Annotated in this window: 18 protein-coding genes and 1 pseudogene; 15 read left to right on the top strand and 4 right to left on the bottom strand. The window is 61.1% G+C overall.

Annotated features, from left to right (window positions below):
• The first annotated feature begins 37 nt into the window (after positions 1-37).
• Positions 38-4,366, top strand: coding sequence for a DEAD/DEAH box helicase (locus AC1RPZ_RS15065; protein WP_493137802.1), 4,329 nt, complete (start codon positions 38-40; stop codon positions 4,364-4,366).
• 75 nt (positions 4,367-4,441) lie between these two features.
• Here the strand turns inward: AC1RPZ_RS15065 and AC1RPZ_RS15060 are convergent, their stop codons facing one another.
• The gene (locus AC1RPZ_RS15060; RefSeq protein WP_493137801.1) at positions 4,442-5,434 is read right to left on the bottom strand and encodes a GlxA family transcriptional regulator; all 993 of its coding nucleotides are present in this window, start codon (positions 5,432-5,434) and stop codon (positions 4,442-4,444) included.
• Between the two features lie 97 nt (positions 5,435-5,531).
• Between AC1RPZ_RS15060 and AC1RPZ_RS15055 the strand changes: the two genes are divergently transcribed.
• Positions 5,532-6,086 (top strand): cysteine hydrolase family protein, encoded by a 555-nt coding sequence (locus AC1RPZ_RS15055; RefSeq protein ID WP_493137800.1) that lies wholly within the window; start codon positions 5,532-5,534, stop codon positions 6,084-6,086.
• 228 nt (positions 6,087-6,314) lie between these two features.
• On the opposite strand, the gene AC1RPZ_RS15050 is transcribed toward AC1RPZ_RS15055, so the two are convergent.
• Positions 6,315-6,500, bottom strand: a complete 186-nt coding sequence (locus AC1RPZ_RS15050) for a hypothetical protein (protein WP_493137799.1) — start codon at positions 6,498-6,500, stop codon at positions 6,315-6,317.
• Positions 6,501-6,713: 213 nt separating this feature from the next.
• Between AC1RPZ_RS15050 and AC1RPZ_RS15045 the strand changes: the two are divergent.
• The 12 genes and pseudogenes from AC1RPZ_RS15045 to AC1RPZ_RS14990 all read left to right on the top strand — a co-directional run.
• A pseudogene (locus AC1RPZ_RS15045) lies at positions 6,714-7,976 on the top strand (3-dehydroquinate synthase); the annotation flags it as partial.
• The gene (locus AC1RPZ_RS15040; protein WP_493137798.1) at positions 7,973-8,863 is read left to right on the top strand and encodes a UbiA family prenyltransferase; all 891 of its coding nucleotides are present in this window, start codon (positions 7,973-7,975) and stop codon (positions 8,861-8,863) included. The pseudogene AC1RPZ_RS15045 and the gene AC1RPZ_RS15040, both read left to right, overlap by 4 nt.
• A complete protein-coding gene (locus AC1RPZ_RS15035; RefSeq protein ID WP_493137797.1) occupies positions 8,860-9,636 on the top strand; it encodes an EboA domain-containing protein in 777 nt (258 codons plus the stop codon). The genes AC1RPZ_RS15040 and AC1RPZ_RS15035 overlap by 4 nt, the downstream gene beginning before the upstream one ends.
• A gap of 51 nt (positions 9,637-9,687) precedes the next feature.
• Positions 9,688-10,572, top strand: coding sequence for a TatD family hydrolase (locus tag AC1RPZ_RS15030; RefSeq protein ID WP_493137796.1), 885 nt, complete (start codon positions 9,688-9,690; stop codon positions 10,570-10,572).
• Positions 10,569-11,801, top strand: coding sequence for a metabolite traffic protein EboE (eboE, locus tag AC1RPZ_RS15025; protein WP_493137795.1), 1,233 nt, complete (start codon positions 10,569-10,571; stop codon positions 11,799-11,801). The genes AC1RPZ_RS15030 and eboE overlap by 4 nt, the downstream gene beginning before the upstream one ends.
• A complete protein-coding gene (locus tag AC1RPZ_RS15020) occupies positions 11,791-13,236 on the top strand; it encodes an alkaline phosphatase family protein (protein ID WP_493137794.1) in 1,446 nt (481 codons plus the stop codon). Before eboE ends, AC1RPZ_RS15020 begins: the two co-directional genes overlap by 11 nt.
• On the top strand, positions 13,215-14,354 hold the full coding sequence (locus tag AC1RPZ_RS15015; protein WP_493137793.1) for a hypothetical protein: 1,140 nt from the start codon (positions 13,215-13,217) through the stop codon (positions 14,352-14,354). The genes AC1RPZ_RS15020 and AC1RPZ_RS15015 overlap by 22 nt, the downstream gene beginning before the upstream one ends.
• Positions 14,355-14,364: 10 nt before the next feature.
• Positions 14,365-16,740 (top strand): hypothetical protein, encoded by a 2,376-nt coding sequence (locus AC1RPZ_RS15010; RefSeq protein ID WP_493137792.1) that lies wholly within the window; start codon positions 14,365-14,367, stop codon positions 16,738-16,740.
• A 69-nt stretch (positions 16,741-16,809) separates the two neighbouring features.
• Positions 16,810-17,733: a hypothetical protein gene (locus AC1RPZ_RS15005; RefSeq protein ID WP_493137791.1), complete on the top strand. Its 924-nt coding sequence runs from the start codon at positions 16,810-16,812 to the stop codon at positions 17,731-17,733.
• Positions 17,734-17,752: 19 nt separating this feature from the next.
• Positions 17,753-19,015, top strand: coding sequence for a hypothetical protein (locus AC1RPZ_RS15000; RefSeq protein WP_493137790.1), 1,263 nt, complete (start codon positions 17,753-17,755; stop codon positions 19,013-19,015).
• 3 nt (positions 19,016-19,018) lie between these two features.
• Complete coding sequence (locus AC1RPZ_RS14995; protein WP_493137789.1) at positions 19,019-20,827, top strand: hypothetical protein; 1,809 nt, start codon at positions 19,019-19,021, stop codon at positions 20,825-20,827.
• A gap of 32 nt (positions 20,828-20,859) precedes the next feature.
• Positions 20,860-21,915: a hypothetical protein gene (locus tag AC1RPZ_RS14990; protein WP_493137788.1), complete on the top strand. Its 1,056-nt coding sequence runs from the start codon at positions 20,860-20,862 to the stop codon at positions 21,913-21,915.
• An 89-nt stretch (positions 21,916-22,004) separates the two neighbouring features.
• Here the strand turns inward: AC1RPZ_RS14990 and AC1RPZ_RS14985 are convergent, their stop codons facing one another.
• Together AC1RPZ_RS14985 and AC1RPZ_RS14980 are read right to left on the bottom strand one after the other, a co-directional pair.
• Positions 22,005-22,523, bottom strand: a complete 519-nt coding sequence (locus AC1RPZ_RS14985; RefSeq protein WP_071553156.1) for a single-stranded DNA-binding protein — start codon at positions 22,521-22,523, stop codon at positions 22,005-22,007.
• Between the two features lie 9 nt (positions 22,524-22,532).
• Positions 22,533-23,930, bottom strand: coding sequence for an MFS transporter (locus tag AC1RPZ_RS14980; protein WP_493137787.1), 1,398 nt, complete (start codon positions 23,928-23,930; stop codon positions 22,533-22,535).
• 193 nt (positions 23,931-24,123) lie between these two features.
• On the opposite strand from AC1RPZ_RS14980, the gene uvrA reads away from it, so the two are divergent.
• Positions 24,124-26,958 carry an excinuclease ABC subunit UvrA gene (gene uvrA / locus AC1RPZ_RS14975; RefSeq protein WP_493137786.1) on the top strand — a complete coding sequence of 945 codons (2,835 nt, stop codon included), beginning with the start codon at positions 24,124-24,126 and terminating at the stop codon, positions 26,956-26,958.
• The last annotated feature ends 2 nt before the right edge of the window (positions 26,959-26,960 follow it).

Raw genomic sequence — 26,960 nt, 5'->3', positions numbered from 1 at the left:
CTTGCATCTTCAGCCACCCAGCCGCATAAATTACCGTATGAACCTCCCCGTATCAGCCGACAACGCCCTGAGCGGCTTTCACCCTGCCGTCAGTGCCTGGTTCAACAGCACCTTCCCAGCGGTTACCGCCGCTCAAGCTGGCGCGTGGCCGTTGATCCGCCAGCGCCGCTCGACGCTGGTCGCCGCGCCCACCGGCTCCGGCAAAACCCTCACGGCGTTTCTCGCCGTCATCGATGATCTGGTCCATCAAGGCCTGGCCCAGGGCGGCGAGTTACCCGACGAAACCCTGGTGGTTTACGTCTCGCCGCTCAAAGCGCTGTCCAACGACATCCAGATCAACCTGCAAACCCCGCTGGCCGGTATCACCGAGCAACTGCAACGGCTGGGCTTCCCTGAATTACAGATCAACACCGCAGTGCGCACTGGCGACACACCGCAAAAGGACCGTTTGGCAATGCGCAAAAGCGCGCCGCACATACTGGTCACCACCCCGGAATCGCTCTACGTGCTGCTCGGCTCCGACTCTGGCCGGCGCATGCTCGCCAGCACGCGCACGGTGATCGTCGACGAAATCCACGCCATCGCCGGCAGCAAACGCGGCAGCCATCTGGCCCTGAGCCTGGAGCGTTTGCAGGCGTTGTGCCTGGAACCGCTGATGCGCATCGGCTTGTCCGCCACGCAGAAACCCATCGAAGCGGTTTCGCGCTTTCTGGTCGGCACGGACCGCCCCTGCGAGATCGTCGATATCGGCCACGCCCGTCGACGGGATCTGGGCATCGAAGTGCCGCCAGTGCCGTTGTCGGCGGTGATGGCCAACGATGTCTGGGAACTGGTCTACGACCGTATCGCCACACTGGCACGCGAGCACCGGACCACGCTGATTTTCGTCAACACCCGGCGTCTGGCCGAGCGCCTGAGCCGCCATCTCAGCGAGCGTCTGGGCAAAGACGCGGTCGCCGCCCACCACGGCAGCCTGGCCAAGGAGTTTCGCCTCGATGCCGAACAGCGGCTCAAACGTGGCGATCTGCAAGTGCTGATCGCCACCGCGTCGCTGGAGCTGGGCATCGACATCGGCGACGTCGACCTGGTCTGCCAGATCGCCTCGCCGCGCTCGATTGCCGGGTTTCTGCAACGGGTCGGACGCTCCGGGCACCAGGTCGGCGGCACACCCAAGGGCCGTCTGTTCGCCACCACCCGTGACGACCTGATCGAATGCGCGGCCCTGCTCGACTGCGTGCGCCGGGGCGAACTCGATACCTTGCTGATCCCCAGCGCGCCGCTGGACGTATTGGCGCAGCAGATCATCGCCGAGGTCAGTTGTCAGGAATGGCAGGAACAGGCGCTGTTAGAGGTACTGCGTCGCGCATCGCCCTACGCCGAACTCGACGACTCGCACTATCAAGCGCTGCTCCGGATGCTCGCCGAAGGCTATAACGGCCGCCAAGGGATCCGCAGCGCCTACCTGCACCGCGACGCGCTCACTCGCACCTTGCGTGGCCGACGTGGTGCCAAACTGACCGCGGTGACCAGCGGCGGGACGATTCCGGACAACGCCGATTATGCCGTGTTGCTGGAACCCCAAGCCCTGAACATCGGCAGCGTCAACGAAGACTTCGCGGTGGAAAGCATCGCCGGCGATGTCTTTCAACTGGGCAACACGTCGTACCGGATCCTGCGGGTCGAAACCGGCAAGATCCGGGTCGAGGACGCTCAGGGTCAGCCGCCGACCATCCCCTTCTGGCTCGGTGAAGCGCCGGGGCGCAGTGCCGAATTGTCGCTCGCCGTGGCGCGCCTGCACGCGCACCTCGATGAGCTGCTGAGCGCCACGCCCGGCGATGTACAGCCGAGCCTCGACTGGCTGACCGAGACCCTCGGTCTGAACCTTGCCAGCGCCGAACAACTGGTGGACTACCTCGCCCGCACCCGCCTGACCCTCGGCGCCTTGCCATCTCAGGACACGCTGCTGATGGAGCGGTTTTTCGACGAATCCGGCGGCACTCAGTTGATCATTCACACGCCGTTCGGCAGCCGCATCAACCGCGCCTGGGGCCTGGCCCTGCGCAAGCGCTTTTGCCGCACCTTCAACTTCGAATTGCAGGCCGCCGCCAGCGAAGACGCAATCGTCTTGTCGCTGTCCACCAGCCACAGTTTCGAGCTGGACGAGGTCTGGCGTTATTTGCACAGCAACAGCGCCGAACAGATCCTGGTTCAAGCGGTACTCGACGCGCCGCTATTCGGTGTGCGCTGGCGCTGGAATGCCGGTGTCGCGCTGGCGCTGCCGCGCTACAGCGGCGGCCGCAAAGTGCCGCCGCAGATCCAGCGGATGAAAAGCGAGGACCTGATCGCCAGCGTGTTTCCCGACCAGATCGCCTGCCTGGAAAACCTCGCCGGCGAGCGCGAAATTCCCGATCACCCGTTGGTCGAGCAGACCCTCGACGATTGCCTGCACGAAGCCATGGACTGCGATGGCTGGCTGGCGCTGTTGCGACGCATGGAGCGCGGTGAAGTGCGCTTGATCAGCCGCGACTTGCCGGCGCCCTCGCCGCTAGCGGCGGAAATCCTCAGCGCCCGGCCTTACACTTTTCTCGACGACGCGCCGCTGGAAGAACGCCGTACCCAAGCGGTGCTCAACCGGCGCTGGAGCGACCCGCAATCGACCGACGACCTCGGCGCGCTGGATGCCGAGGCCATTCAATCAGTGCGTGACGAAGCCTGGCCGCTGCCGACCAACGTCGATGAGATGCATGAAGCGCTGATGAGCCTGGCCGCCATCAGCGACACCGAAGCGCAGGCCAATCCGCAGTGGCTGCACTGGCTGCAAACCCTGGCCGACGGTGGTCGCGCCAGCCGTTTGCAGATCAATGCGGATCAGGCGTTATGGCTGGCGCTGGAACGGCTGACCTGCCTGCAAGCGATCTATCCACACGCCGCGTTACAGCCACCGTTGCAGGCCTTGCCGGGTTTCGATGAAGTTTGGGACGTCGATGAAGCGCTGGTCGAACTGATCCGTGCACGCCTCAGCGCATTCGGTCCGCTGCCGATTCAGGCGATCGCTCAACCGCTGGGGCTTTCGACGGCTCACGTCACTCAAGCCCTGGCGCAACTGGAGCGCGAAGGTTACGTGTTGCGCGGGCGTTTCAGCCCAACTGCCACGCAGGAAGAATGGTGCGAGCGGCACTTGCTGGCGCGCATTCATCGCTACACGGTCAAACGCCTGCGGCGGGAAATCGAGCCGGTGGCGTTGCAGGACTTCATGCGTTTTCTGTTTGACTGGCAGCATCTGTCCCCGGCAACGCAAGGCCAAGGCAGCGCGATATTGCCGGCGATTGTCAGTCAGTTCGAAGGCTACCCGGCGGCCGCGTCGGCCTGGGACAGCGATATTCTGCCGGCGCGGCTCAAGGGCTATTCATCGACGTGGCTGGATGAGCTGTGCCGCGGCGGCAAACTGGTCTGGACCCGACTGACCGCCCGCAACAAGGCCGCTGGCGTAGCGCTGCGCAGCACACCGATTGTGTTGCTGCCACGGGCGCAAGCGGCGCTCTGGAGCAGCCTGACCGAGCAACCGGACGTCGGCGAACTGTCACCCAAAACCCAGAAAGTCCATCAAGCGCTGAGCCAGCATGGCGCACTGTTTTTCGATGAGCTGCTGCACGAAGCCCATCTGCTGCGCAGTGAACTGGAGATCGCCTTGCAGGAACTGGTCGGTGCCGGGCTGGTCAACGCCGACAGCTTCGCCGGCCTGCGCGCGTTGATTACGCCGGCCAGCAAACGCCAGGCGCGCAGCAGCCGACGTGGGCGCGGAGCGTTTGTCGGCGGGATGGACGATGCCGGGCGCTGGGCCTTGTTGCGCCGTCAATCGCCGCCGCCGGCTGTGGATAACCATGGCACGCCGAGCGACACCCTCGAACACATCGCCCTGACCTTGCTCAAGCGCTACGGCGTAGTGTTCTGGCGTTTGCTGGAACGCGAGGCCGACTGGCTGCCGAGCTGGCGCGAATTGCTGCGCACCTTTCATCGACTGGAGGCACGCGGAGAGATCCGCGGCGGACGCTTTGTCAGTGGTCTGGCGGGTGAACAATTCGCTTTGCCCGAGGCCATCCCGTTACTGCGCGAAGTACGCCGCCGCCCGCATGACGGCAGCCTGATCGGCGTCTGCGGCGTCGACCCGCTGAACCTCGCCGGCACCTTATTGCCGGGGCACAAAGTCCCCGCTCTCGTCAGCAACCGACTGGTGTACCGCGATGGCCTGCCGGCCGCCGCCGAGATCGCCGGCACGCAGCATTACTGGCTGGAGCTGGATCAACACGACAGCGCCGAACTGCACAAGAAACTGACCCAATACCGCCTCACCCCACCAACCGCGTAGGAGCTGGCGAAGCCTGCGATCTTTTGATCTTCAGCGACCTTGCCGACGCCAAAAGATCGCAGCCTTCGGCAGCTCCTACAAAGTCCTCGCGGGTGCCGTCACCCCAAACCGTGCTCGATAGTCACTCGGTGCAAGACCGGTGATTTTCTTGAACGTGGCGCGAAACGCACTGGGGTCCGAATACCCCACGTTCCAGGCGATGTGGTCAATGGTGCCGTTGGTGAACTCGAGCATTTCCCGAGCCTTGCCGACCCGCAGGTGTTGGCAGTACTCGGTCGGTTTCAAACCGGTCGCCGCTCGAAAGCGCCGCAGGAATGTCCGCTCCTCCAGCCCCGCCTGCCGGGACATCACGCTCAGCGACACCTCGACCGCACCGTTGCCTTGCAGCCAATGCTGAACCTTGAGAATCGCCGCATCGCCATGACTCAGAATCGGCGCGAAGTTACTGCCGCATTCGCTCGCACTGTCGCTGTGTTCGATCACCAGAAAGCGCGCGGTGCTGGTGGCGATACTCGGGCCGAGTAAACGGTCGACCAGGCGCAACCCGAGCTCCGACCAGGCCATCAACCCGGCGGTGGTGATCAGGTCGCCATCGTCAACGATAGGTTTGTCGGCGTTGAGTGTGATCTTCGGGTAACGCTCGGCGAATTTTTTCGCCGAGGTCCAGTGAGTCGTGGCGCTGCGACCATCGAGCAGACCGCTTTCGGCCAACAGAATAGACCCCACGCAGACCCCACCGAGGGTCGCGCCGGCCGCGTGTTGCTGGCGAATCCAGCGAATCAGCGCCGGCGGAGCCTGGCCTTCGGAAAAACCGCCAATCGACGGCGGAATCAACAGTGCGATCAGTGCGCCGTCGGGAGCCGGATGACTGTCGTAAATGCGTTGAGGCGCGTGTTCGGCATCCGCCTGCCAGTGGCTGACCCGCAACAACGGCAATTGCGCGCTCTGATGTTCGGCAGCGATGCGATTGGCGACACCGAACAAATCCGTCAAACCATGGACCGCCGCCATCTGCGCGCCGGGATAGATCAGCACGCCCAACTCGGCGACTGCGCGTTCTATGCCCATTGTCAGTTTTCCCCCTTCTATTGTCGGTGCGGCCAATCCTCGAACAGCCAGCGAAACCCAATACTTCGTTCCACACCAACCCATCCGAGGAAACCCCATGGCCAAGCAAGCACTCATCGTAGTCGATATCCAGAATGACTACTTCCCCCAGGGCAAATGGCCGCTGGTCGGCGCCGACGCCGCTGCCGACAACGCCGCGCGGGTACTCCAGGCCTTCCGGGATGCCGGCGATCAGGTGGTGCATATCCGCCACGAATTCACCTCTGACGCTGCGCCGTTCTTCACGCCGGGCTCGGCGGGCGCGCAACTGCACCCCAAAGTCCTCAATCGCAGCCATGAGCCGGTGGTGCTCAAACACTTCGTCAACGCGTTCCGCGAAACCGAACTGGAGTCGATCCTTGACCAACACGGCATCGACAACCTGGTAATCGTCGGCAGCATGAGCCACATGTGTATCGACGGCGCGACACGTGCCGCGGCCGACCTTGGCTACGGCGTCACGGTGATCCACGACGCCTGCGCCACCCGTGACCTTGAGTTCAACGGCGTGACCGTCCCGGCTGCCCAGGTGCATGCCGCGTTCATGTCGGCCTTGGGCTTTGCGTACGCCAACGTGGTGTCCACCCAGGATTTCCTGGCGGCCAGCCACTGAGTTCCACCCACCCGAGCATTCATTGGAGACGATAGACATGGCAACGCTTGCGACTATGACTCAGGAACGCATCGGCGTTGCCCGAGCCCGTCCTTCGAACACCAAGTACCTTGCTGACATGAGATTATTGGCCATTACCGACACGCTGCAGTTTATAAATAATCACGAAATATAAGTGCTTAACTCTGACGACCGAATGCCATAGACCCTCTTCAACTTATGGAGGGTTTATTTTGATCTGGAACTTATATAACCAGACACAATAAACCCTATAGCCAGTCTATCTGGCATAGCGACTGAGCCGTCATTTTCCAGGCGCCAATAAAGGTTTTTCAGCGAAAAACCATCATCGAGCGGAATCGCTAAAAACACTTCATCGTTCAGGCCGGCAAGCGCTTCTTGACGTTCAACCATCAAACACACTTGCAAAAACACAACCGTTGACTAAGTTCATAACTATTCTTTGCGCTCACCGTCAGGCACGCATTCGACTAACACTTAAAACAGCGGCGCACGCTCTAAAACGGCCCAGCGCCCACTAGCCGAATACTGTTCTACACACCTGACACTGACACGGAATTCAGTCATCACAATCAAGAGGGATGCTTGATGAAGCGCAGCCCGTTATTAGTGTTGCCCGGTATTCTCATCGGTGGACGCAGCCTGCTCGGGGCCTGCAGAGATTACGCCACGCGCAGCGCAGATTGCCCACTGCAAGGCCGCTTTGAGGTGAGTTACGACTACCCGGTCGTGTTCACTGATCACCTGTTCGATCCCGATAATCTCTGCCTGCATCAACAACTCACTGCGCATCAGACTGACCCGACGACAGCGCTGGTGTTTGCCGATGAAGAGCTTTTGCAGTGCTCCCCCTATCTGGCGCAGCAGATCGGTCAGTACTTTGCCGCCCACTCCACGACGCTCCGATTGCTGGCGGCCCCTATCCCGGTGCCAGCGGGAGAGCTGAGCAAAGATCCTCAAATACTGCAGCAGCTGTATGCACACATGTTGCAGCACGGGCTCGACAGGCATTGCTACGTGCTGGCACTGGGCGGCGGTGCCGTGCTGGATGCGGTGGGTTATGCCAGTGCCACCTTTCATCGCGGCATTCGCCTGATCCGGATACCCACCACGGTGTTGGCGCAAAACGACGCCGGCATTGGTGTGAAAAATGGCATCAACGCCTTTGGCCAAAAAAATCTGCTCGGTGCTTTTTATCCCGCCACCGCTGTGATCAACGACTTCCAGTTACTGCTCAGTCTGTCGCGACGGGACCAGATTGCGGGCCTGGCCGAGGCCGTGAAAGTGGCGGTGATCAAGGATCAGGTCTTTTACCAATGGATGGAACAACACGCCGACAGCCTCGCCGCGTTCGAGCACAAGGCCAGCCGCTACGCCATCCGGCGATGCGCCGAACTGCATCTGGCGCACATCACGGGCGCTGGCGATCCCTTCGAGCGCGGCAACGGCCGGCCACTGGATTATGGTCATTGGGCCGCCCATAAGCTGGAAAATCTGAGCCAGCATCGTCTGCGCCATGGCGAAGCCGTTGCCGTGGGCATGGCGCTGGATGCGCTCTACGCCAACGCTCTGGGCTTGTTGTCCTGCACCGATGCGCAGCGCTTGCTGCAACTGCTGCTCAAACTCGGCTTTTGCCTGAACCCGCCCGAGCTGACGTTAACCGATCCGCAGGGACGCCCACGGGTACTGCAAGGACTGGAAGAGTTCAGACAGCATTTGGGCGGCCAGCTCTCCATTCCCATGCTGAGCAAGCTTGGCGCGTCTGTCGACCTGCATGAAATCGAGCTACCCCTGATGGAGCAAGCCCTGCTGCGACTTTCAACCTGCAGCAGCCTGCCCTTCGCCTTGACAGAGGGCTGTGCGCAATGACCAACACCCATCTGAACCTGAGGACCTGGATGACCCTGGGGCGCGTGTCCAACCTGCCGACAGTGTGGACCAATGCGTTTGCCGCCGCCTTGCTGGCCAGCAGCGCGGGTGCGCTGGCACCGCCGTCGTCGATGGTCTGGGTACTGCTGCTGGTGGCATTGTCGCTGCTGTACCTGGCCGGCATGCTGATGAACGATCTGCTGGACGCCGACTGGGACCGGCAACACCAAAACCCGCGCCCCATCACTCTCGGCCTGGTCAGCCGGCAACAGGTCGGCCTCGTCACCGGCCTGCTGTTGCTACTGGCCGCGGCGTCAGTGCTGGGCCTGAGTCAGCTTATCGACGAACCCCGATGGCTACTGGGCAGCGCCACGCTGCTGGCCGGTTTTATCCTGGCCTACAACCTGTTGCACAAGAAATATCCGCACAGCGTCTGGCTGATGGGCGCCTGTCGTTCTGCCTTGTACATCACCGCGGCCGCCAGCCTTGCCGTGCCGCCAGAACCGATCTGGCTCTGTGCCGTGCTGCTGGGGGTCTACATCAGCGGCCTGACGTATCTGGCCAGCCAGGAACATCGCAACCAGCTGCTCAGCCGCATTCCCCTGGTCCTTATGTTGAGCCCATTGGCGTTGGCGGCCTATGCGAACAATGGCGGGTTCTGGCTCGTGCTGCTGCTTTGGCTGGGCTGGCTGGGCTGGCACTACTGGCGGCACCTGGCAAACCCTCGGCATCGGCAGGTACGCGCCTTTATCGGCGCGGGCCTGGCGGCCCTGCCACTGTTTGATGCCCTGGTGCTGACATTGGCCAATCAGCCAGTCGGCAGCCTGTTATGTGTTCTGGTGTTTTTCCTGCTTCCACACCTCCAACGCTGGATCAAACCGACATGACCATGGACGTCGCCCCTCAAAGGCCTGCGGCGCTCGAGATGCGGCACGATGCCCTCGCCGACCTGCTGCAGCATTTTACCGAGCACCTCGACGGCACCGCGCTGCAGTGGTGGCAACAGGCACGCAATCGGCTCGCACAGCAGCCCGATGCCAACACCGTGGCGCTCTTGAGCAGCCAGTGCAAACGCTGTCTCGGTGAACATGAACTGCCCGTCCTGCCTAACGGTGCGGCCTGGACGCAAACTCAGTTGGCCCGCGCGCTGCTGCTGGCCCAGGTCCTGGCGCATCCGGCGACTGCAGAGCCGTTGCCGCTGCTGCGCCAGCTGTTTTTGTGGGGAGACGATCAGGAAAAGATCGCCACATTGAAAGCCCTGGACTGGCTCGATGACAGCGGACGCTGCGTGGACCTGGCGCAACAGGCCGGTCGCACCCATAACAGCCAGGTATTTGCCGCCATCGCGCTGGACAACCCCTTCCCGTCGCGCCACTACCACGACCGGGCCTTTCATCAATTGGTGTTGAAAGCACTGGGCATGGGGCTCGACGTACGTCGCATCCTCGGCCTGCCCCAACGTCGCAGCGAAGCCCTCAACCAGCTCGCACTGGACCTGCTGGAAGAGCGGCTCGCCGCAGACCGGACCGTCTGCGGCGGGCTCCTCCACGTCATCGCGTTCGCGTTGCTCAGCCCGGCCCAGACCCATCGCCTTGCAGCCTTATACCAACAGCGACGATTGCCTGCGAACTGGCAGGAGCACCTGCCTCAACACGACTGAACCTCACAGAGCTGACGCTCGTTGGCCCTTTTACCTTCACGAGGACTCACCATGCTGAAGTACTTCGACCCGCACATCCATATGGTCAGCCGCACCACGGATGACTACCAGAATATGGCGGCCGCCGGCATCACGGGCGTCATCGAACCGGCCTTCTGGCAGGGGCAGGCCAGGACCAGTGTCGGCAGTTTTATCGATTACTTCGATACCTTGCTGGGCTGGGAGCGCTTTCGTGCGAGCACGTTTGGTATTCATCACTTCTGCACCATCGGACTGAATCCCAAAGAGGCCAATGACCTGTCCGTGGCTGACGAGGTGCTGAAGATTTTGCCCCGTTATCTGGTGAAAGACGGTGTGGTGGCGGTCGGCGAAATCGGTTACGACGACATCACCCCCGAGGAAGACCGATTCCTCGCCGCCCAGCTGGAACTGGCCAAACAGTTCAATTTGCCGGTGCTGGTGCACACCCCGCACCGCGACAAGATCGGCGGCACCAAACGCACGCTGGCGGTGATTCGCGAGGTGGGCATCGCCGAGCACATGGTGATCATCGATCACCTGAACGAGCTGACCCTGCCCCTGGTGCTCGACAGCGACTGTTGGCGCGGGCACTCCATCTACCCCAACACCAAAATGTCGGAGCAGCGCATGGTGGCCCTGTTGAAGCAGTACGGCACCGAGAAAATGGTGGTCAACAGCGCTGCCGATTGGGGAATCAGCGACCCGCTCAAGGTGCCCAAAACGGGTCAGGCGATGCTCAATGCCGGATTCACCGAGGCTCAGGTCGAACAGGTGCTGTTTCACAACCCGGTGGATTTCTTTGCCCAAAGTGGCCAACTGGATAAAGCCCTGGTCAGCACCCCGTTGCGCATCGACCAACGTCGGCAATGGCAGGATAACTCCGCGTTGCGGGGCCAGGAACCGGTGGTCGAATGAGCGCCAACGCGGGGTGGACTGCCGCCCAGGTCGGCTATTGCAGCAACGTGCACCCGACCCCCGACCTGGCCGCGCTGCGCGCCTCGATCGAGCAGCATTTCCAGGGTGTGCGACAACAACGCGGACTGAGCGAGCAGGACAGTGGGCTGTGGATCAGTGCCCGCGCGGCGGCCCAATTGCAGCAGGTGTCGGTTCGTACGGAATTTCTGAGCTTGCTACAACGTACTGGTCTGCGTCTGACCTCGCTCAACGGTTTTCCCTACGGCCAATTCCATCAAGGTGCGGTGAAAGCCGACGTCTATCTACCCGACTGGTCCGATCCGAAACGGCTGGCATATAGCCTGCAACTGGCGCAGTTGCTGGCGATCGCTCTGCCGCAGGACTGTAGCCTGGGCGTGATATCCAGCGTACCGCTGGGCTATGCCGCCAAGTGGAACTCAAGGCAGCAGCAGCGCGCCGAGCATTTGCTGCGCCAACTGACGGCTTCACTGGCCAGATTGCATCTGGAAACCGGCAAAAAAATTGTGTTTTGCCTGGAGATGGAACCGGACTGCGTACTGGAAAACACTGACCAGGCCATCGCGTTTTTCCGCCACTGGCAAGCCACGGACCCGCACCATGAACATCTGGCGCTGTGTTTTGACGTCTGCCACCAGGCCGTGGTGTTCGAGCACTGCTATCAGTCGCTGGACAGACTGCGCCGGGCTCAGGTGCCCGTGGGCAAGATTCAGCTGTCCAGTGCCCTGATTTGTCGCTTGCCCACACACGACCCCGATCGACGCCAACACATCCTCAAGACCTTGAGCGACTTTGCGGAAACCACCTATCTGCATCAGGTCAAAGCCCGCGATGCACAGGGCCGGCTACTGGCCTGGGCAGATCTGCCCACAGCGCTCGCCAACGGCGGAAAAACCCTGGAGCAATGCAGCGAGTTGCGGATTCATTTCCACGTTCCATTGTTCAGCGAACACCTGCTGCTGCCGGAGCTTCGCGGCAGCCAGAACGCCTTGGCGCAGACCTTCGACTTTCTGGCAGACCATCCGGACTTCCGTCCCGTACTGGAGGTGGAAACCTACAGCTGGGGCGTTCTGCCTTCAGCGCTGCGCCCCGCTACCGAGCAGGCCCAACTCCAGGGCATCGCCGCAGAACTGCACTGGGTCGAAGAGCAACTGCGCCAGCGGCAATTGTTGCAATCCCAAGCGCGGGAGGCGTGTGCCGATGCCCTCTGATCATCACCGCCAACCGCTGCTGCTGATCAACGTGGTGGGACTGACGCCAGCCTTGTTGGGGGCGGCGACGCCCCACATCAACGCCCTGCTGCAAACGGCGAAAATGGCGTATTTGCAACCGGTGTTTCCCGCAGTCACCTCGACGGTACAGGCGTCGATTCTCACCGGCGCGCCGCCGTCGGAGCACGGTATCGTGGGTAATGGCTGGTATTTTCGCGACCAGGCCGAAGTCCGCTTCTGGCTGCAACCCAACGCGCTGATCCAGGGCGAGAAGGTCTGGGAGCACCTGAAACGCCAACTCCCCGGTTTCCGCTGCAGCCAGTTGTTCTGGTGGTACAACATGTACGCGGACGTGGACGCCGCCATCACTCCGCGTCCTCACTACCCGGCCGATGGCCGCAAAATGTTCGGTTTGTATTCGTCACCGCCATCGCTGCACGAGCGCATTGAACAGCAGATTGGCCAGTTCCCTTTCCATAGCTTCTGGGGACCCGCTGCCGGCATTGCGTCCAGCCGCTGGATCGTGGACTGCGCCATCGCCGAGTTCCAGCTCGATCGACCCGATCTGCAACTGATCTACCTGCCCCATCTCGATTACAGCCTGCAACGCCTGGGCCCCGATGACCCGGCGATCGCCGACGAAGTGCGGGCCATCGACAGTGAAGTGGGACGTCTGCTGGCCTTTGCCCAACAGCAAGGCGCCGCCGTGATGCTGTTGTCCGAGTACGGTATCGAACCCGTACAGCAATCGGTGTCGATCAATCGGCTACTGCGCTCGGAAGGTTTGCTGCAGGTGCGCAACTCGCTCACCTGGGAATTGCTCGACCCCGGCGCAAGCGCAGCCTTTGCCGTCGCCGATCACCAGATCGCTCACCTCTACGTGAGGCAGGCGCACGACGTGCCCCGCGTCAAAGCACTGTTGCAGCGCCAACCGGGCATCGAGCAAGTGCTGGATAAAACCGAGCAACGGGTCTGGCAGCTGGATCACCCCCGCAGCGGTGAACTGGTGGCCGTGGCCGCGCCCGGTTACTGGTTCGATTACTACTACTGGTTTGACGATCGCAAGGCACCCGACTTCGCCCGCACCGTGGACATCCACCGCAAGCCGGGCTACGACCCGCTGGAGCTGTTCATCGACCCGGCCATTCGCTTCCCCAAACTGAAAGTGGCGCGCCGCCTGCTGCAAAAAAAGCTCGGCTTTCGCTACTACATGGACCTGATTCCGTTGGACACCGGACTCATCCGTGGCAGCCATGGACGCCTGCCCGACAACGACCAGGTCGGCCCCCTCCTCATCACCAATTGCGATCTGCCGTTGCCGCAGCATCTTGCAGCCACAGCGGTGAAACAACTGCTCCTGGAACATTTCCTGGGGCCCTCACACACCGACCCGGCCAATGCCAAGGAGCTTCCATGCGGCGAGCCATTTCTATAACAGTTTTGAGTGCTCTGGCCGGTTTGGCTCAGGCTCAGAACGCCAACGCCTTCGACTGCAAAAACTTCCTTCAATATGGAGGAAACGTCGATAAAACCAGGGCAGAGTTTCTCCAGAGCCCCGAGACCCTGACCTGGAACTGGTTCGTCTGCCTGAACCAACCCGCCGCCACGGGAAGCCCCAACCTCGAGTGGGAAATCATGAAGCCCTCCGATCAGGTCTACTTGAGCGATGGCGCCAAACCCTTGCCTTACAACCAGAGCGTGCCCCCGCCGGCCGCTGTGCTCAATCAAGCCAAGACACTGGGAATGAACCCCGGCAGAACCTTCCACAACCTGAATGCCACGCAACAGGTCGATGGCATGATCCTGGAAATGGGCGGCGCAGTACCGCAGACGCAGAAAGGCAAGCCGGTACGCTTTCAGCTGTTGATGGGCCAGGGCACGTTCGATTACATCGTGCAGCGTCAGGTCTACAACGTGAATGGCCAGGCGGCGCTGACCAGCAACCTGGACTTCCCGTCCACAGCCTGGGAGCTCAAAGCCGCCTGGCTGTGGATCGGCGCAGACACCACCTACCAACAACAGCTGGAAAAAGACGGCTACTACATCGCCCAGGCCTATTACCTGGACGGTAACAAGTATCAGGTCGGCTATGCGGCGCTCAGTGGCTTGCACGTCATCAACAAGCTGAACCCTCAGTGGGTCTGGACCACCTTCGAGAACCGGAACAACAGCAAGTACACCGTCACCAACGCGACACCGCCCACCCCGATGACCAACAGCACCGGGCCGACTACTGCCGCGAAGCCGGTGAATACGGCTTTCCAGGCCAAGTACCCCGCACTGTCGCAGTACGAACTCATCGGAACCCAGTCCAGGACAACCCCGACCTTGCTGGCCAACTCCCAGCTGGAGTCAGCCTTCCAGAGCCAGTCGTCCTGCTTTGCCTGCCACGGCACCGCTGCGTACTCGGCCCAAAAGGGTTACTTCAATTTCGCCATGAAAGAACAGGGCGGCATTGTCTATCCCACCGCCCCCGTGCCGGAATCCAAATTTGCCGGCTACAACAAACTGGACTTTGTCTGGTCGCTCAAACGCGCCCAGTGGCAACGCTAAGGAGCATGACATGAGCGTATTGAATTTCCCCCGCATCTACTTCAATGGCCATATGTTCTGGAATCCACCCACGGCCAACAACAACGACGTTTACCCGCTCTATGACGCAGTAAAAATGCAGATGAACTGGCCCTTCCTCGCGTACTACGGCATCCACCCCGAAAACGCCGCCACCAAGCTGATGCCCTGGACCATCGCCCCTCTGGCGATGAGCGACGTCCCCGCCTATGTTCTGCAAGTGCCGGGCAATGCCGACCCGGGCAACTACCCAATGATCCCTGCCGAATGGGACCTGTTTGGTGATAACGCCTGCGGCACTGTCAGCTACAAGCAGATCCGCTCCGTCATCATTGGCGGCGAGCTCCCGACCGGTGGTTATGTCGAACAGGATGCGCTGATCGACAAACCCTACCAACTGCTCGGCAACCCTCTTGGCAGCACCAACCCCACCCCCGCCCGCTTTGTCGACATCAGCCCGTGGCAGAACACCTTCACCGCGCTGTACTTCGACAAGCTGGTACTGGGCGACGCCCACTGTGGCCTGACCCTCAATCGCCAGTACCGGATGCTCGACCGTTTCCTGAACTTCAATTGGGGGGCCTTTGGCGGCCTGAACTATGTCACGACCACCTGGCAGACCTGCTTTCCCAAGGAGAATCTGCAATGGGTGATCGGCGACTCGGTCCTGCTGAAAAACCTTCAAGAGCAGATGGAAAAACAAAATGCCCGGGGCCTGATGTTCAGGTTCTGCGCCTACCTGACCTACTACGACAAAAACGGCATTTTCAACGACTACCCGCTGATCGACACGCGCTCCCACACCGCTGAGGCCCTGGCTCAGGTGCAAGCGATGTATCAGAAGGGCCTGGACAACGTCGCCGATATTTTCTTCAACCCTGCCTACAGCCGTACCGCCGGTACTCTGGGCCTGTGGTTCGACGATGAGTTCCCTACTGCACCGGCGGGCCGGCGGCTGGTTCCCGTCAGCCAGGTGCTCGTTTACAAAACGTCGCCTGACGATCCAGACGCGACCAAAACGACACTCGGCGTGATCTCGGCACAGGCCCATGGCAATACCTTGTCGCTGGATCTGGCCAACACCTTTCCGTTCTATCCGGTCGTTCCGGATGCCGACATTCCGGTGGCGCAAAAATTCAAGGCCGGCAGCTATCAACTGGGGATACGCGATGCAGGTCAATTCAGCCCGCTGGCCAGTTTTGGTTATGAGCAGTATCAACAGACAGCCTTCGACAAACGTTCCGGCATCCTTGACCTGACGCTCAGCGCCGACGCCAGAAAAAAACTGCAAACCGGATCGCTGGAACTGCAACTGCAGGGTTCGACGCCGGTGCAAGCCGCGACCCAGCAAATGTGGACCGCCGAAGTGGTAGAGAGCGGAGGCTTCATCGATGTGGGCGACAGCAAAACGCTGCAGGTCATGGTGCAATACGATGGTCTGCCTGCACCGGCCGGCACTGTGCTGTGGGTCGCGGAATACGGCAATGCCTTCATGCTGAGTACCAGTAACTACTACCTGGCGTTCAATAACAAGGCCGACTTCACGCTGTTTTACGACGTTCCGGCAGACCGCACAAAGAACTACGCCAACCTGCCGCAGTTTGCCAATACCGACAGGGTTCAAAACCTGGTGACCACGGGCAGCGGTCGCCGGCTCACGGCGGTGCGCGGCGCAGAACAGTCCGCCGCCCAGATCCCCGTGAGCTATCAGCAATACCTGCCGACACCCGCTTCAGTCGCCTTGCGTCCTTGTCTGTCCTTCCACAACCCCATCCCAATGGAAGGCAATCTGCAGGATCCCCTGGGAAGCACTGTGCATTACTATCTGACGCAGATTCAGACCGATGCCAAAGGCATCGCACAACTGAAGATCAAAGCCGAGGCTCCGGGCTTCCCGACCCTGCGCTTCTTCGTGCAGGAAGGCGACCAGCCTCCAGAGATCCCCTTCAGTTTCAACTTCATGGAAGCCTACACCGACTTCCTGGCCCCGTTGCGCGTACTGCCGCTGGAGCCACAACTGGAGCAGGACTTCGTTGAGGAGTGGAACCGTATCTACACGAAGACCAATGCCCGGGTCCTGATCTGGGAAAGCTTCATCTACCCGCGCATCCTCCGGCCCTTCTACTACCTCTATCCCATCATGAACAAGTTCATGCCGCTCAACTCCCTGGAGCGAATAGAGGGCGCCGTCGACCAGTTGATTGTGCTGATCAGCAAGGAGTACCAGGAGCAAAGCACACTGTCGATGCCCATCACCCGCGACATGTCGCAAAGCCGCCGCTCTGTACTGGAGCTCTGGGCCCAGGCGTTGGTGAAACGCAATTACCCGCCCACCCCACTGAGCATGAGCGACTACGTACGCATCTGATCCGATAACGCTTCACACAGGACAGCCGGGTGGCGCTTGCGTCGCCTGGCCTTCCACAGGAGTGCACACATGAACGTCCGTATCCTGAACCGGCTGCTACTGTTGACCCTGTTGCTCAGCCAACCCCTGTTCGCCGAACAAGACAGCGGCGCCGTCTACTTCACCATGGGGGTACACAACACCCTCGGCTGCAATGAGCAAAATGGCAACTGCATCGCCAAGCGAGCGCCGACCGATCCGCCCGACCCGTTCTTTCCGGCCTTCTGGGTCAGCGACTGGACCATGTATCGGGTGACCAGTAATTACGAAAAAAACCCGCCGCCCTACAGCAACCCACCAACCACCCTCAAGCCTGGGGACTACACCGTTTCCTACGGCAGCAGTTACTACGACACCACCTACATTCCGCCGGACGGGGACGGCTACGGCGCCATGATGGAGCACTACGATAAGTACTGCCTGCCGATCTTCCCGATCAAGAACAACAACTACACCTGCTCGTTCGTGTCTCTGGGCAACAAGGCGTACTTCCTCACCTATCCGCAAGACCGCCCCAAGGACATGCCGGCCTGCTGCAGTTTCTCGCCGATGAATCACCCGCCTCGGCAAGATTTCATCCAGCACCTGCCCTACAGCGTCGAGCGCAGCAAGAACCTCAGCGGCAGCGTGCAGGCCTACGCCCTGGAACTGGATTCACCGCAAGGTCCCATCCTGTTCGGCTATGCATTCTTCAAGGCGCTGACCGGACAACCGCCGTACCGGCATCCCCAATCGTTCTTTTTCTCCGGTGACGTCAGCGTCGCCAATGCGCCTATCGTCAGCCAGAACTACACCCACTTTCGCATCGCCAAACCGGACCCGGCCCAGACCTGGGCGCAGGTGGCCGCGATGTGCCCGGCGAACCCGCCGCCCTGCCAGTTGTTCGAACCTGCGCAAGAGCAAAGCAACGGGCACAAGGCGCAGTGGAACAAGCTCATGCAGCGCAAACCCTGAACCACGACGAAGGATCGCCATGAAAATCTCACGATGTCTCACCCTGGTGTTACTCGGCCTGGCCAGCCTTCCGGCACTGGCCAGGGAACAGGCCATGCCGTCGGCGCAGGCCACCACCCTCAACTGCCAGCCTCCCGGCAGTGCCCCAAGCGCCACGGCCAGCCAGGACCTGTTCGATCAGTACAGCTGGCAGATGTTTATCGCCCTTAACTGGCCCGCAGAAGACGGACAGCGCGGCACGCCCGACTGCAGCAAACAACCGGGAGCCCCCGGCTACACGGTCTGGCAGACCTATAAAACCGTGGAGGAAATCTTCCTGCCCGGCGGCATCGATCCAGGCCCCTGGAACACCCGGCAGACCGCCAAAAGCCTGGGCATCATCAACATTGCGGCGCTGAAGAACAGCAATCACGTGCAGGCCATCGATCAGGCGGTCGGCGGCTGGCTGATCGACCAGGCCGGCCATCCCACCTTCTACGATATCTCGGCCAACGAGACGTCCTACAACTACATCGTCGCCAATCAGTTCTATAACGCCTCTGTCGTGTCCAGGGCCAACAACATCTCGTTCCCCAACGGGGTCATCGAGATCAAGTCGAGCTGGCGCATCCTCACCCCCACGGACAACGCCAGCCGCTACCTGACCCTGCTGGCGCGCGTGCCCACGTTCGACAATCAGGGCAACCGCACCGGCGTCACCGAGGCTTACCTGGGACTGGTCGGCTTGCACATCATCACCAAGGTGCAGGGTTATCCACAGTGGATCTGGTCCACCTTCGAGCAGATCGACAACGTCCCAAACCAGGGGATCGCGCAGTCGGTCCCCTATTCCTACTTCAATCCCGCCGCCCCGGCCAACACGCTCAACCAGTCACCCTGCGACTGGCAAACCCAGGGTACCCAGATGGTCTGCGTGCCCAAACCCGGCACCACGTTCCAGACCCCCAACCCGCTGAGCCGGGTCACGCCGATTGCGCAGGTCACCGCCACAATCAACACCCAATACCGCGCCAACCCGGACCTGCAAAAAAGCGCCTTGAAGTACTACCAGCTCATTACCACCCAGCGACCGCTGATGCCGAACAACCCCAGCAATCCGCTGGGTCAGCCGACCCCCGCGCTCTCGGCCAACGTGACCATGGAAAGCTACATCCAGCCCAACAGCAGCTGCATGAACTGCCACTCCCTGGCGACACCGGTCAAGAGTCCCTACAAGTCCGACTTTTCTTTCCTGTTCAAATTCGCAAAAGCCCCGATCAACATCCCCAAGGACGAGAAATAGACCATGAGCATCCTGAATGGACCACGGCTGAACTTTTGGGGCGGTATTCGCACCGACGTCAGCCTGCCGAACAACTCCCCCACCATTCCGTATGGCGACAATCCGGAATGGCCACTCTTCGACCTGACCACCTCGACACTGGCACCGGGGGCCGAGTCTTATACCGACGACGAATTGAACAACATGATCAACGCGCCCACCGGTGACTACTACACCGCAGGCGGCTGGAATCACTATGGGCAGCATGTCGTCGACATGCAGGACGCCTTGATCAGTTCGCAGGGCAATCCGGGCAGTATCAGCACCAGTGGCGATCAGGTGGGGCAGCCGGTTTATCTGCTCGGCTCCGTGGATCCGGTCACCGGCCAGGGGCCCTTCTCCGGCCCCATGATGGTGGACCTGGACCCCACGGCCTCGACCACCACCCAGATTTTCGTCGGCGGCCTGCAGATTGGCGGCAACGACAACATCCAGCTGCTGATCCGCGCCAATGCGGTCTGCAGCAGCCTGGATGTCACAAAGCGGGTGCTGGAACCCCCACACATGGATGCACCGGGGTCCTTCCGTTTCAGCGGCACGTTCCAGCTGACCTTCCCCCTGAGCAGCATTGTCAGCTGGAACCAGGACAGCAGCGGCCTGCAATCCATCATCCAGGCACCTGGCGCGACGGGGATCGTCTTGCGCTTCGTCATGTTCGAGATGTGCCCCGCAATGACCACCGAACAACTGGACGCCGATTACGCCGCCGGAAAATTCACTCCCAACCCCAGTATTGGCCGGGTCATCGGCACGCTGGCCCCCGCCTTCGCGGGCGAACCGATCAATTGCCAACCCGGCAGGCAACTGGTCAACCAGAGTACGAAGAACACCGGCTATGCCAGCCTGGGCGACAGCGGCATGCTGAGCATCGACATGGTGAACGTCATTCCGAAGCAAACCTTCAGGGCCATCAGAGACGACATTACCAGCCCCATCGGGCCCAACGCGGATTACGGCATTGTCACCATCGCTGCCGGCACCACGACCCTGGCCACCCTGGCCCCGACCAGCGATATTCTGTTCAACTATTACGTGTACGGTGGCATCGTCGACCTGCCCCTCACGTCCAGCCAGCAGCAGGCAGTACAGACCACACCGCTGGCCATCAGCGCCCCCGGCAAGGTCGCCGCAACGACATTGAACGCCCCCGAATCGACCTATCGGGTGTATGCCGATCAGCGCAACGTTTATCTGGAGGACTACCCCAAGGGCCTGTCGATCACCTTGCAGGTGAGATACCTGGGGGGGCCGGTTCCCAGCGCCACCGAAATCGACCTGCAGGCCGGTGCACCTGCGGCGTATGACGACCCGCAATACTGGGACTTCCTCAACTTTCCTGAATCACTGACCCTCGAAGAGGGCCAGCTCTCGGTCAGTTTTCCCGTCACCGTCAAACCGGGCAAAGCGGCCAATGCAGGCTTTGTCGCCCTGACCTACACCGTCAACGGCCTCCCAAGCGGCGGATACTTCACCAGTCTGCGTAAATACTCACAGACCGACTTCGGCATTCCCACGGGCACCACCATCACCTGGGAACTGATGTACCCGAACGTCCTGCGCTTCAACTACCTGGCCTTCCCCGCCATGTCGCGCTACATCCCACTCAATCAGCCTGACGCGATCATGGGTGCCAAGAACGCCATCCTCGCCCGAACCTCGGACGTCTACAAAGGCACCAGCCTCTTCATGCCGGTGGTGCGCTCGATGTCACTCTGCCAGCGAGCACTGCTCAAGGCCTATCTCACGGGTGAGCCGTGGCAACCACCACAGTGATCCTGTCCGCCCACTGTCCATGGAGAGACCCTATGCCCCTACCCCTTCATATCCCCGCACGGCCCGTCGAAGCCCTGCGTTCGAACGCGATCATCGCCGAAGGCCTGCTGAACCCACGCGGCCTCTGTGTACAGGCCGATGGCAGCCTGCTGCTGGCCGAGGCCGGCTCCGGTCTGCCGGAGCAGCCCTTCAGCGGTCGCATCAGTCGCCTGCGACCGGACCCGCACCGACCCGGCGCCTATCTGCCTGCCGAGGTACTGGCACAGGGTTTTCGCTCGATGAACATGCAAGCCCGCATGTTGCGCGATGAAATCATGGGACTGTCGGACATCGCTTGCGGTGACGGGCGCTGCCTGGTCAGCCTGACCGACTATGTGGAAGGCTCGAAAATACTGGACCTGCAATTCACCCCGCCTGAACCGGTCTTCCACAGCCGCGGAAATTTGAACGGTTTGTGCTATCACCCGACTCGACGCAGTTGGCTGGCCGTCAAGCCCGATACCAATCAGTTGGTCGAGTTCAGCGCCGAACGGGACGAACAGGTACTGGCCCAGTTGCCCGATCTGGATCAGGGGCAGGACGCCGTGCCGGTGACGCTGATCTACGAGCCCGCGACCGACGCGGTGCTCATCAGCCTGTTCTCCGGAGAGTTGCTGGGCAACCCGACACGTAAAGGCATCGACTTTGCCGACAAGGCCGGTCAGGTGATCCGGGTCTGGCCCGCGACCGGACAGATCGACATTCTGATTCGCGGGCTGCAACTGCCCACCGGTTTGGCGCTGGGACCCAAAGGCGAGGTGCTGGTACTGGAACTCTGCGACCGACTGCTGGAACCCTTGCCACAGGACTGGGCTGGCGAGCCCCTCCATGGTGGCTTCGCGCGCTTCAGCGGTCGACTGCTGAGCTGCAATCTGCAAACCTGCGAAGTCAGCATCCTCGCTACCGGCCTGGATACCCCGTCCAACCTGTGCCTGCTGCCAAACGCCGTGCTGATCAGCGAAGGCATGGGCCTGACCGGACGCCCCCTGCCCACCCCGGACAACACCATCGTTCCACTAAGCGGCCGACTGCGCCGGGTGCAACTCTGACCCACAAATGCCCATCAACCGACCACCCAAGAAAAAGCCCCTGGTTGAATCAACCAGGGGCTTTTGTCTGAAACGATGAAACCGGTCAGTTAAAACGGAATATCGTCATCAAAGCTGTCGAAATCCGGAGCCGGTTGCGGAGCGGCCTGCTGTTGTGGCGCTGGACGCGACTCACGCTGCGGCTGCTGCGATGGCTGTGGACGGGACTGCTGTGGACGCGGCGCCGAGTTGGACATGCCGCCTTGGCCTTGTTGGTCGCCCTGCGGACGGCCGCCCAGCAGTTGCATGGTGCCTTGCATGTCGACCACGATTTCAGTGGTGTAACGCTTGATACCGTCTTTTTCCCACTCGCGGGTCTGCAGCTTGCCTTCGATGTAGACCTGCGAACCTTTACGCAGGTATTCGCCGGCGATTTCCGCAACCTTGCCGAACATCGATACACGGTGCCATTCGGTCTTTTCGACTTTCTGACCGGTTTGCTTGTCGGTCCATTGTTCGCTGGTCGCCAGACTCAGGTTGGTCACGGCGTTACCGTTAGGCAAGTAGCGAACTTCGGGATCCTGGCCGCAAGTGCCGACCAATATGACTTTGTTAACCCCACGGGCCATAACGTTCTCCTAGGCTTCGCACGCTGTCGGGGCCGGGTTGTTGACCAGGCGCTCGAGGGTCGTGCGATCCAATAGTTCGGTGTCCAATTTGATGTAAATGGCCGCTTCATCAGCAACCACCACTGCATCTGTTACCCCAACGACGGCCAGCAGGCGCTCGACCAGGCCAGCCTCGCGGATCGCTTCAGGCGATAACGGCAAGCGCAGGCTCGTCACATAGGGAGGTTCACGCATGGTAACAGCAAAGGCCAACCAGAGGGCAGCCAGCGCGGCACATCCGATGAACACCGCCGATAGGCCGCCGTGCTGGAACAGCCAGCCGCCCATGATCCCGCCCAGTGCCGAACCGAGGAACTGACTGGTGGAATAAACCCCCATCGCCGTGCCCTTGCCGCCCGCCGGTGAAACCTTGCTGATCAGCGACGGCAACGAAGCTTCGAGCAGATTGAACGCGGTGAAGAACACCACCGTACCAATCACCAAAGCCCGCAAGCTGTCGCCGAACTGCCAGAAGAATAGCTCAGTGAGCATCAGCGTACTGACCGCACCGAGTAAAACTCGTTTCATTTTGCGTTTCTTCTCACCGTAGATGATGAACGGGATCATGGCGAAGAACGAAATCAGCAGTGCGGTCAGGTACACCCACCAGTGCTGCTCCTTGGGCAGCCCGGCTTTCTCGACCAGCGCCAGCGGCAAGGCGACGAAACTCGACATCAACATCGCGTGCAACACAAAAATACCCAGGTCCAGGCGCAGCAGGTCCGGGTGCTTGAGCGTCGGAATCAGCGCCTGACGGGCAACGCCGGATTCGCGGTGCTGCAACGGCCCGGTGGAACGCGGCACCATGAACATCACGATCACGATGCCAAACAGCGCCATGCCGCCAGTGGCGAGGAACAGCCCGGACAGACCGAAGGCACGGGTCAGCAATGGCCCTACAACCATGGCGACAGCGAACGACAAACCGATCGTCATGCCGATCATCGCCATCGCTTTGGTGCGGTGCTGTTCGCGGGTCAGGTCCGACAACAAGGCCATAACTGCGGCGGAAATCGCCCCGGCGCCTTGCAGGATTCGTCCGGCGATCACGCCCCAGATCGAATCGGCATTGGCGGCCAAAACGCTACCGAGGGCGAAGACGATCAGCCCCAGGTAAATCACCGGGCGGCGGCCGATACGGTCGGAAATGATCCCGAACGGAATCTGAAAAATCGCCTGAGTCAGGCCGTAAGCGCCAATCGCCAGACCGATGAGGGCCGGGGTCGCTCCTGCGAGATCCATTCCATAGGTCGCCAATACCGGCAACACCATAAACATGCCAAGCATACGGAAGGCGAACACCAGGGCCAGACCGCTTGCTGCGCGGGTCTCGCCACCACTCATGCGTTCGCTGTGGGGATCGTGCATGGAATTACCTCATGTGAACCGGCGGCGATTCTACCAGTCCCATCGGTTGACGGGGTATAGGGCGACGCTTTGTCGCGAGCCGGCTTCGCGCACTTGTCAGGTGCCGTTCAGCGAGCGCCATTTGATAGTGTGCATCCATCCAGTATTTGCCCGTATACTCCTACGTTTTCGACGCCCGCCAAGCGAGGCCACCTTGGACAAGATCCTGATTCGTGGGGCTCGAACCCACAACCTGAAAAACATCGACCTGACCCTGCCACGGGACAAGCTGATCGTCATCACCGGTTTGTCCGGGTCCGGCAAGTCTTCCCTGGCATTCGACACCTTGTACGCCGAGGGTCAGCGACGCTATGTCGAGTCGCTGTCGGCCTACGCCCGGCAGTTCCTGTCGATGATGGAAAAACCTGACGTCGACACCATCGAAGGTCTGTCGCCAGCGATCTCCATCGAACAGAAGTCGACCTCGCACAACCCGCGCTCGACGGTCGGCACCATCACCGAAATCTACGACTACTTGCGCCTGCTTTATGCTCGCGTGGGCATTCCGCGCTGCCCGGATCACGACATTCCGCTGGAAGCGCAGACCGTCAGCCAAATGGTCGATCTGGTCCTCGCCGAACCCGAGGGCAGCAAGTTGATGCTGCTGGCACCGGTGATCCGCGAGCGCAAGGGTGAACACCTTTCGGTCTTCGAAGAACTGCGTGCCCAGGGCTTTGTCCGCGCTCGGGTCAACGGCAAGCTCTTCGAGCTGGACGAGCTGCCGAAGCTGGATAAACAGAAGAAGCATTCGATCGATGTCGTGGTCGACCGCTTCAAGGTCCGCGCCGATCTGCAACAGCGGCTGGCCGAGTCGTTCGAGACTGCACTGAAGCTGGCGGATGGCATTGCACTGGTCGCGCCGATGGACGACGAGCCGGGCGAAGAAATGATCTTCTCTGCGCGCTTTGCCTGCCCGATCTGCGGCCATGCGATCAGCGAACTGGAACCCAAGCTTTTCTCCTTCAACAACCCGGCCGGCGCCTGCCCGACCTGCGACGGTTTGGGGGTTAAACAGTTCTTCGACATCAAGCGTCTGGTCAATGGCGAACTGACCCTGGCCGAGGGCGCGATTCGCGGCTGGGACAGGCGTAACGTCTACTACTTCCAGATGCTCGGCTCACTGGCCTCACATTACGGCTTCAGCCTGGAAGTGCCGTTCAACCAACTGCCGGCCGATCAGCAGAAAGTCATCCTGCATGGCAGCGGCACGCAGAACGTCGACTTCAAGTACCTGAACGACCGTGGTGATATCGTCAAACGCTCGCACCCGTTCGAAGGCATTGTGCCGAACCTGGACCGTCGCTACCGCGAAACCGAGTCCGCGTCGGTGCGCGAAGAACTGGCCAAATTCCTCAGTACCCAGCCATGCCCGGATTGCCGCGGCACTCGCCTGCGTCGTGAAGCGCGGCATGTGTGGGTCGGTGAAAAAACACTGCCAGCGGTGACTAACCTGCCGATTGGCGATGCGTCCGAGTACTTCGGCACGCTGAAACTGACCGGTCGACGCGGCGAAATCGCCGACAAGATTCTCAAGGAAATCCGCGAGCGTTTGCAGTTCCTGGTCAACGTCGGCCTCGACTACCTGTCGCTGGACCGCAGCGCCGACACGCTGTCTGGCGGTGAAGCACAACGTATTCGTCTGGCCAGCCAGATCGGCGCCGGCCTGGTGGGCGTGTTGTACATTCTCGACGAACCGTCGATTGGCTTGCACCAGCGCGACAACGATCGCCTGCTGGGGACGCTCAAGCATCTGCGCGATATCGGCAACACGGTAATCGTGGTCGAGCACGACGAAGATGCGATTCGTCTGGCCGACTATGTGGTGGACATCGGCCCGGGTGCTGGCGTGCACGGCGGTCACATTGTCGCCGAAGGCACCCCGGCCGAAGTCATGGCGCACCCTGACTCGCTGACCGGTAAATACCTGTCCGGCCGCGTGAAGATCGAAGTCCCGGCCAAACGCACACCGCGCAACAAAAAGCTCTCGCTGTCGCTCAAGGGCGCCCGGGGCAACAACTTGCGCGATGTCGATCTGGACATTCCGATTGGCTTGCTGACCTGCGTGACCGGCGTGTCCGGTTCGGGCAAGTCGACGCTGATCAACAACACCCTGTTCCCGCTCAGTGCCACCGCACTGAACGGCGCGACCACCCTGGAAGCCGCAGCCCACGACAGCATCAAAGGCCTTGAGCATCTGGACAAAGTCGTCGATATCGACCAGAGCCCGATCGGCCGTACGCCGCGCTCCAACCCGGCGACCTACACCGGGTTGTTCACACCGATTCGCGAACTGTTTGCCGGCGTGCCGGAATCCCGCTCACGCGGCTACGGTCCGGGGCGTTTCTCCTTCAACGTCAAGGGCGGACGCTGCGAGGCCTGCCAGGGCGACGGCCTGATCAAGGTAGAAATGCACTTCCTGCCGGACATCTATGTCCCGTGCGACGTCTGCAAGAGCAAGCGCTACAACCGCGAAACCCTGGAGATCAAGTACAAGGGCAAGAGCATCCACGAAACGCTGGAAATGACCATCGAAGAAGCCCGAGTGTTTTTCGATGCGGTTCCGGCGCTGGCGCGCAAGCTACAGACGTTGATGGATGTAGGCCTCTCATACATCAAGCTGGGGCAATCGGCGACCACCCTGTCGGGCGGTGAAGCGCAACGGGTCAAGCTATCCCGCGAGCTGTCCAAGCGCGATACCGGCAAAACCCTGTACATCCTCGATGAGCCGACCACCGGTCTGCACTTCGCGGATATCCAGCAACTGCTTGATGTGTTGCATCGTCTGCGCGATCACGGCAACACCGTGGTGGTGATCGAGCACAATCTGGACGTGATCAAGACCGCCGACTGGCTGGTGGATCTTGGGCCGGAAGGCGGCTCCAAGGGCGGACAGATCATTGCTGTGGGTACGCCGGAGGAAGTCGCCGAGATGAAACAGTCTTATACCGGTTACTACCTCAAGCCGTTGCTGGAACGCGACCGGGCTTAACA

It is taken from the genome of Pseudomonas sp. GW822-FHT02D10 (assembly GCF_058802345.1).
The sequence above is the reverse complement of the archived record's forward strand: the minus strand, read 5'-3'. Positions and strand labels throughout refer to the sequence as shown.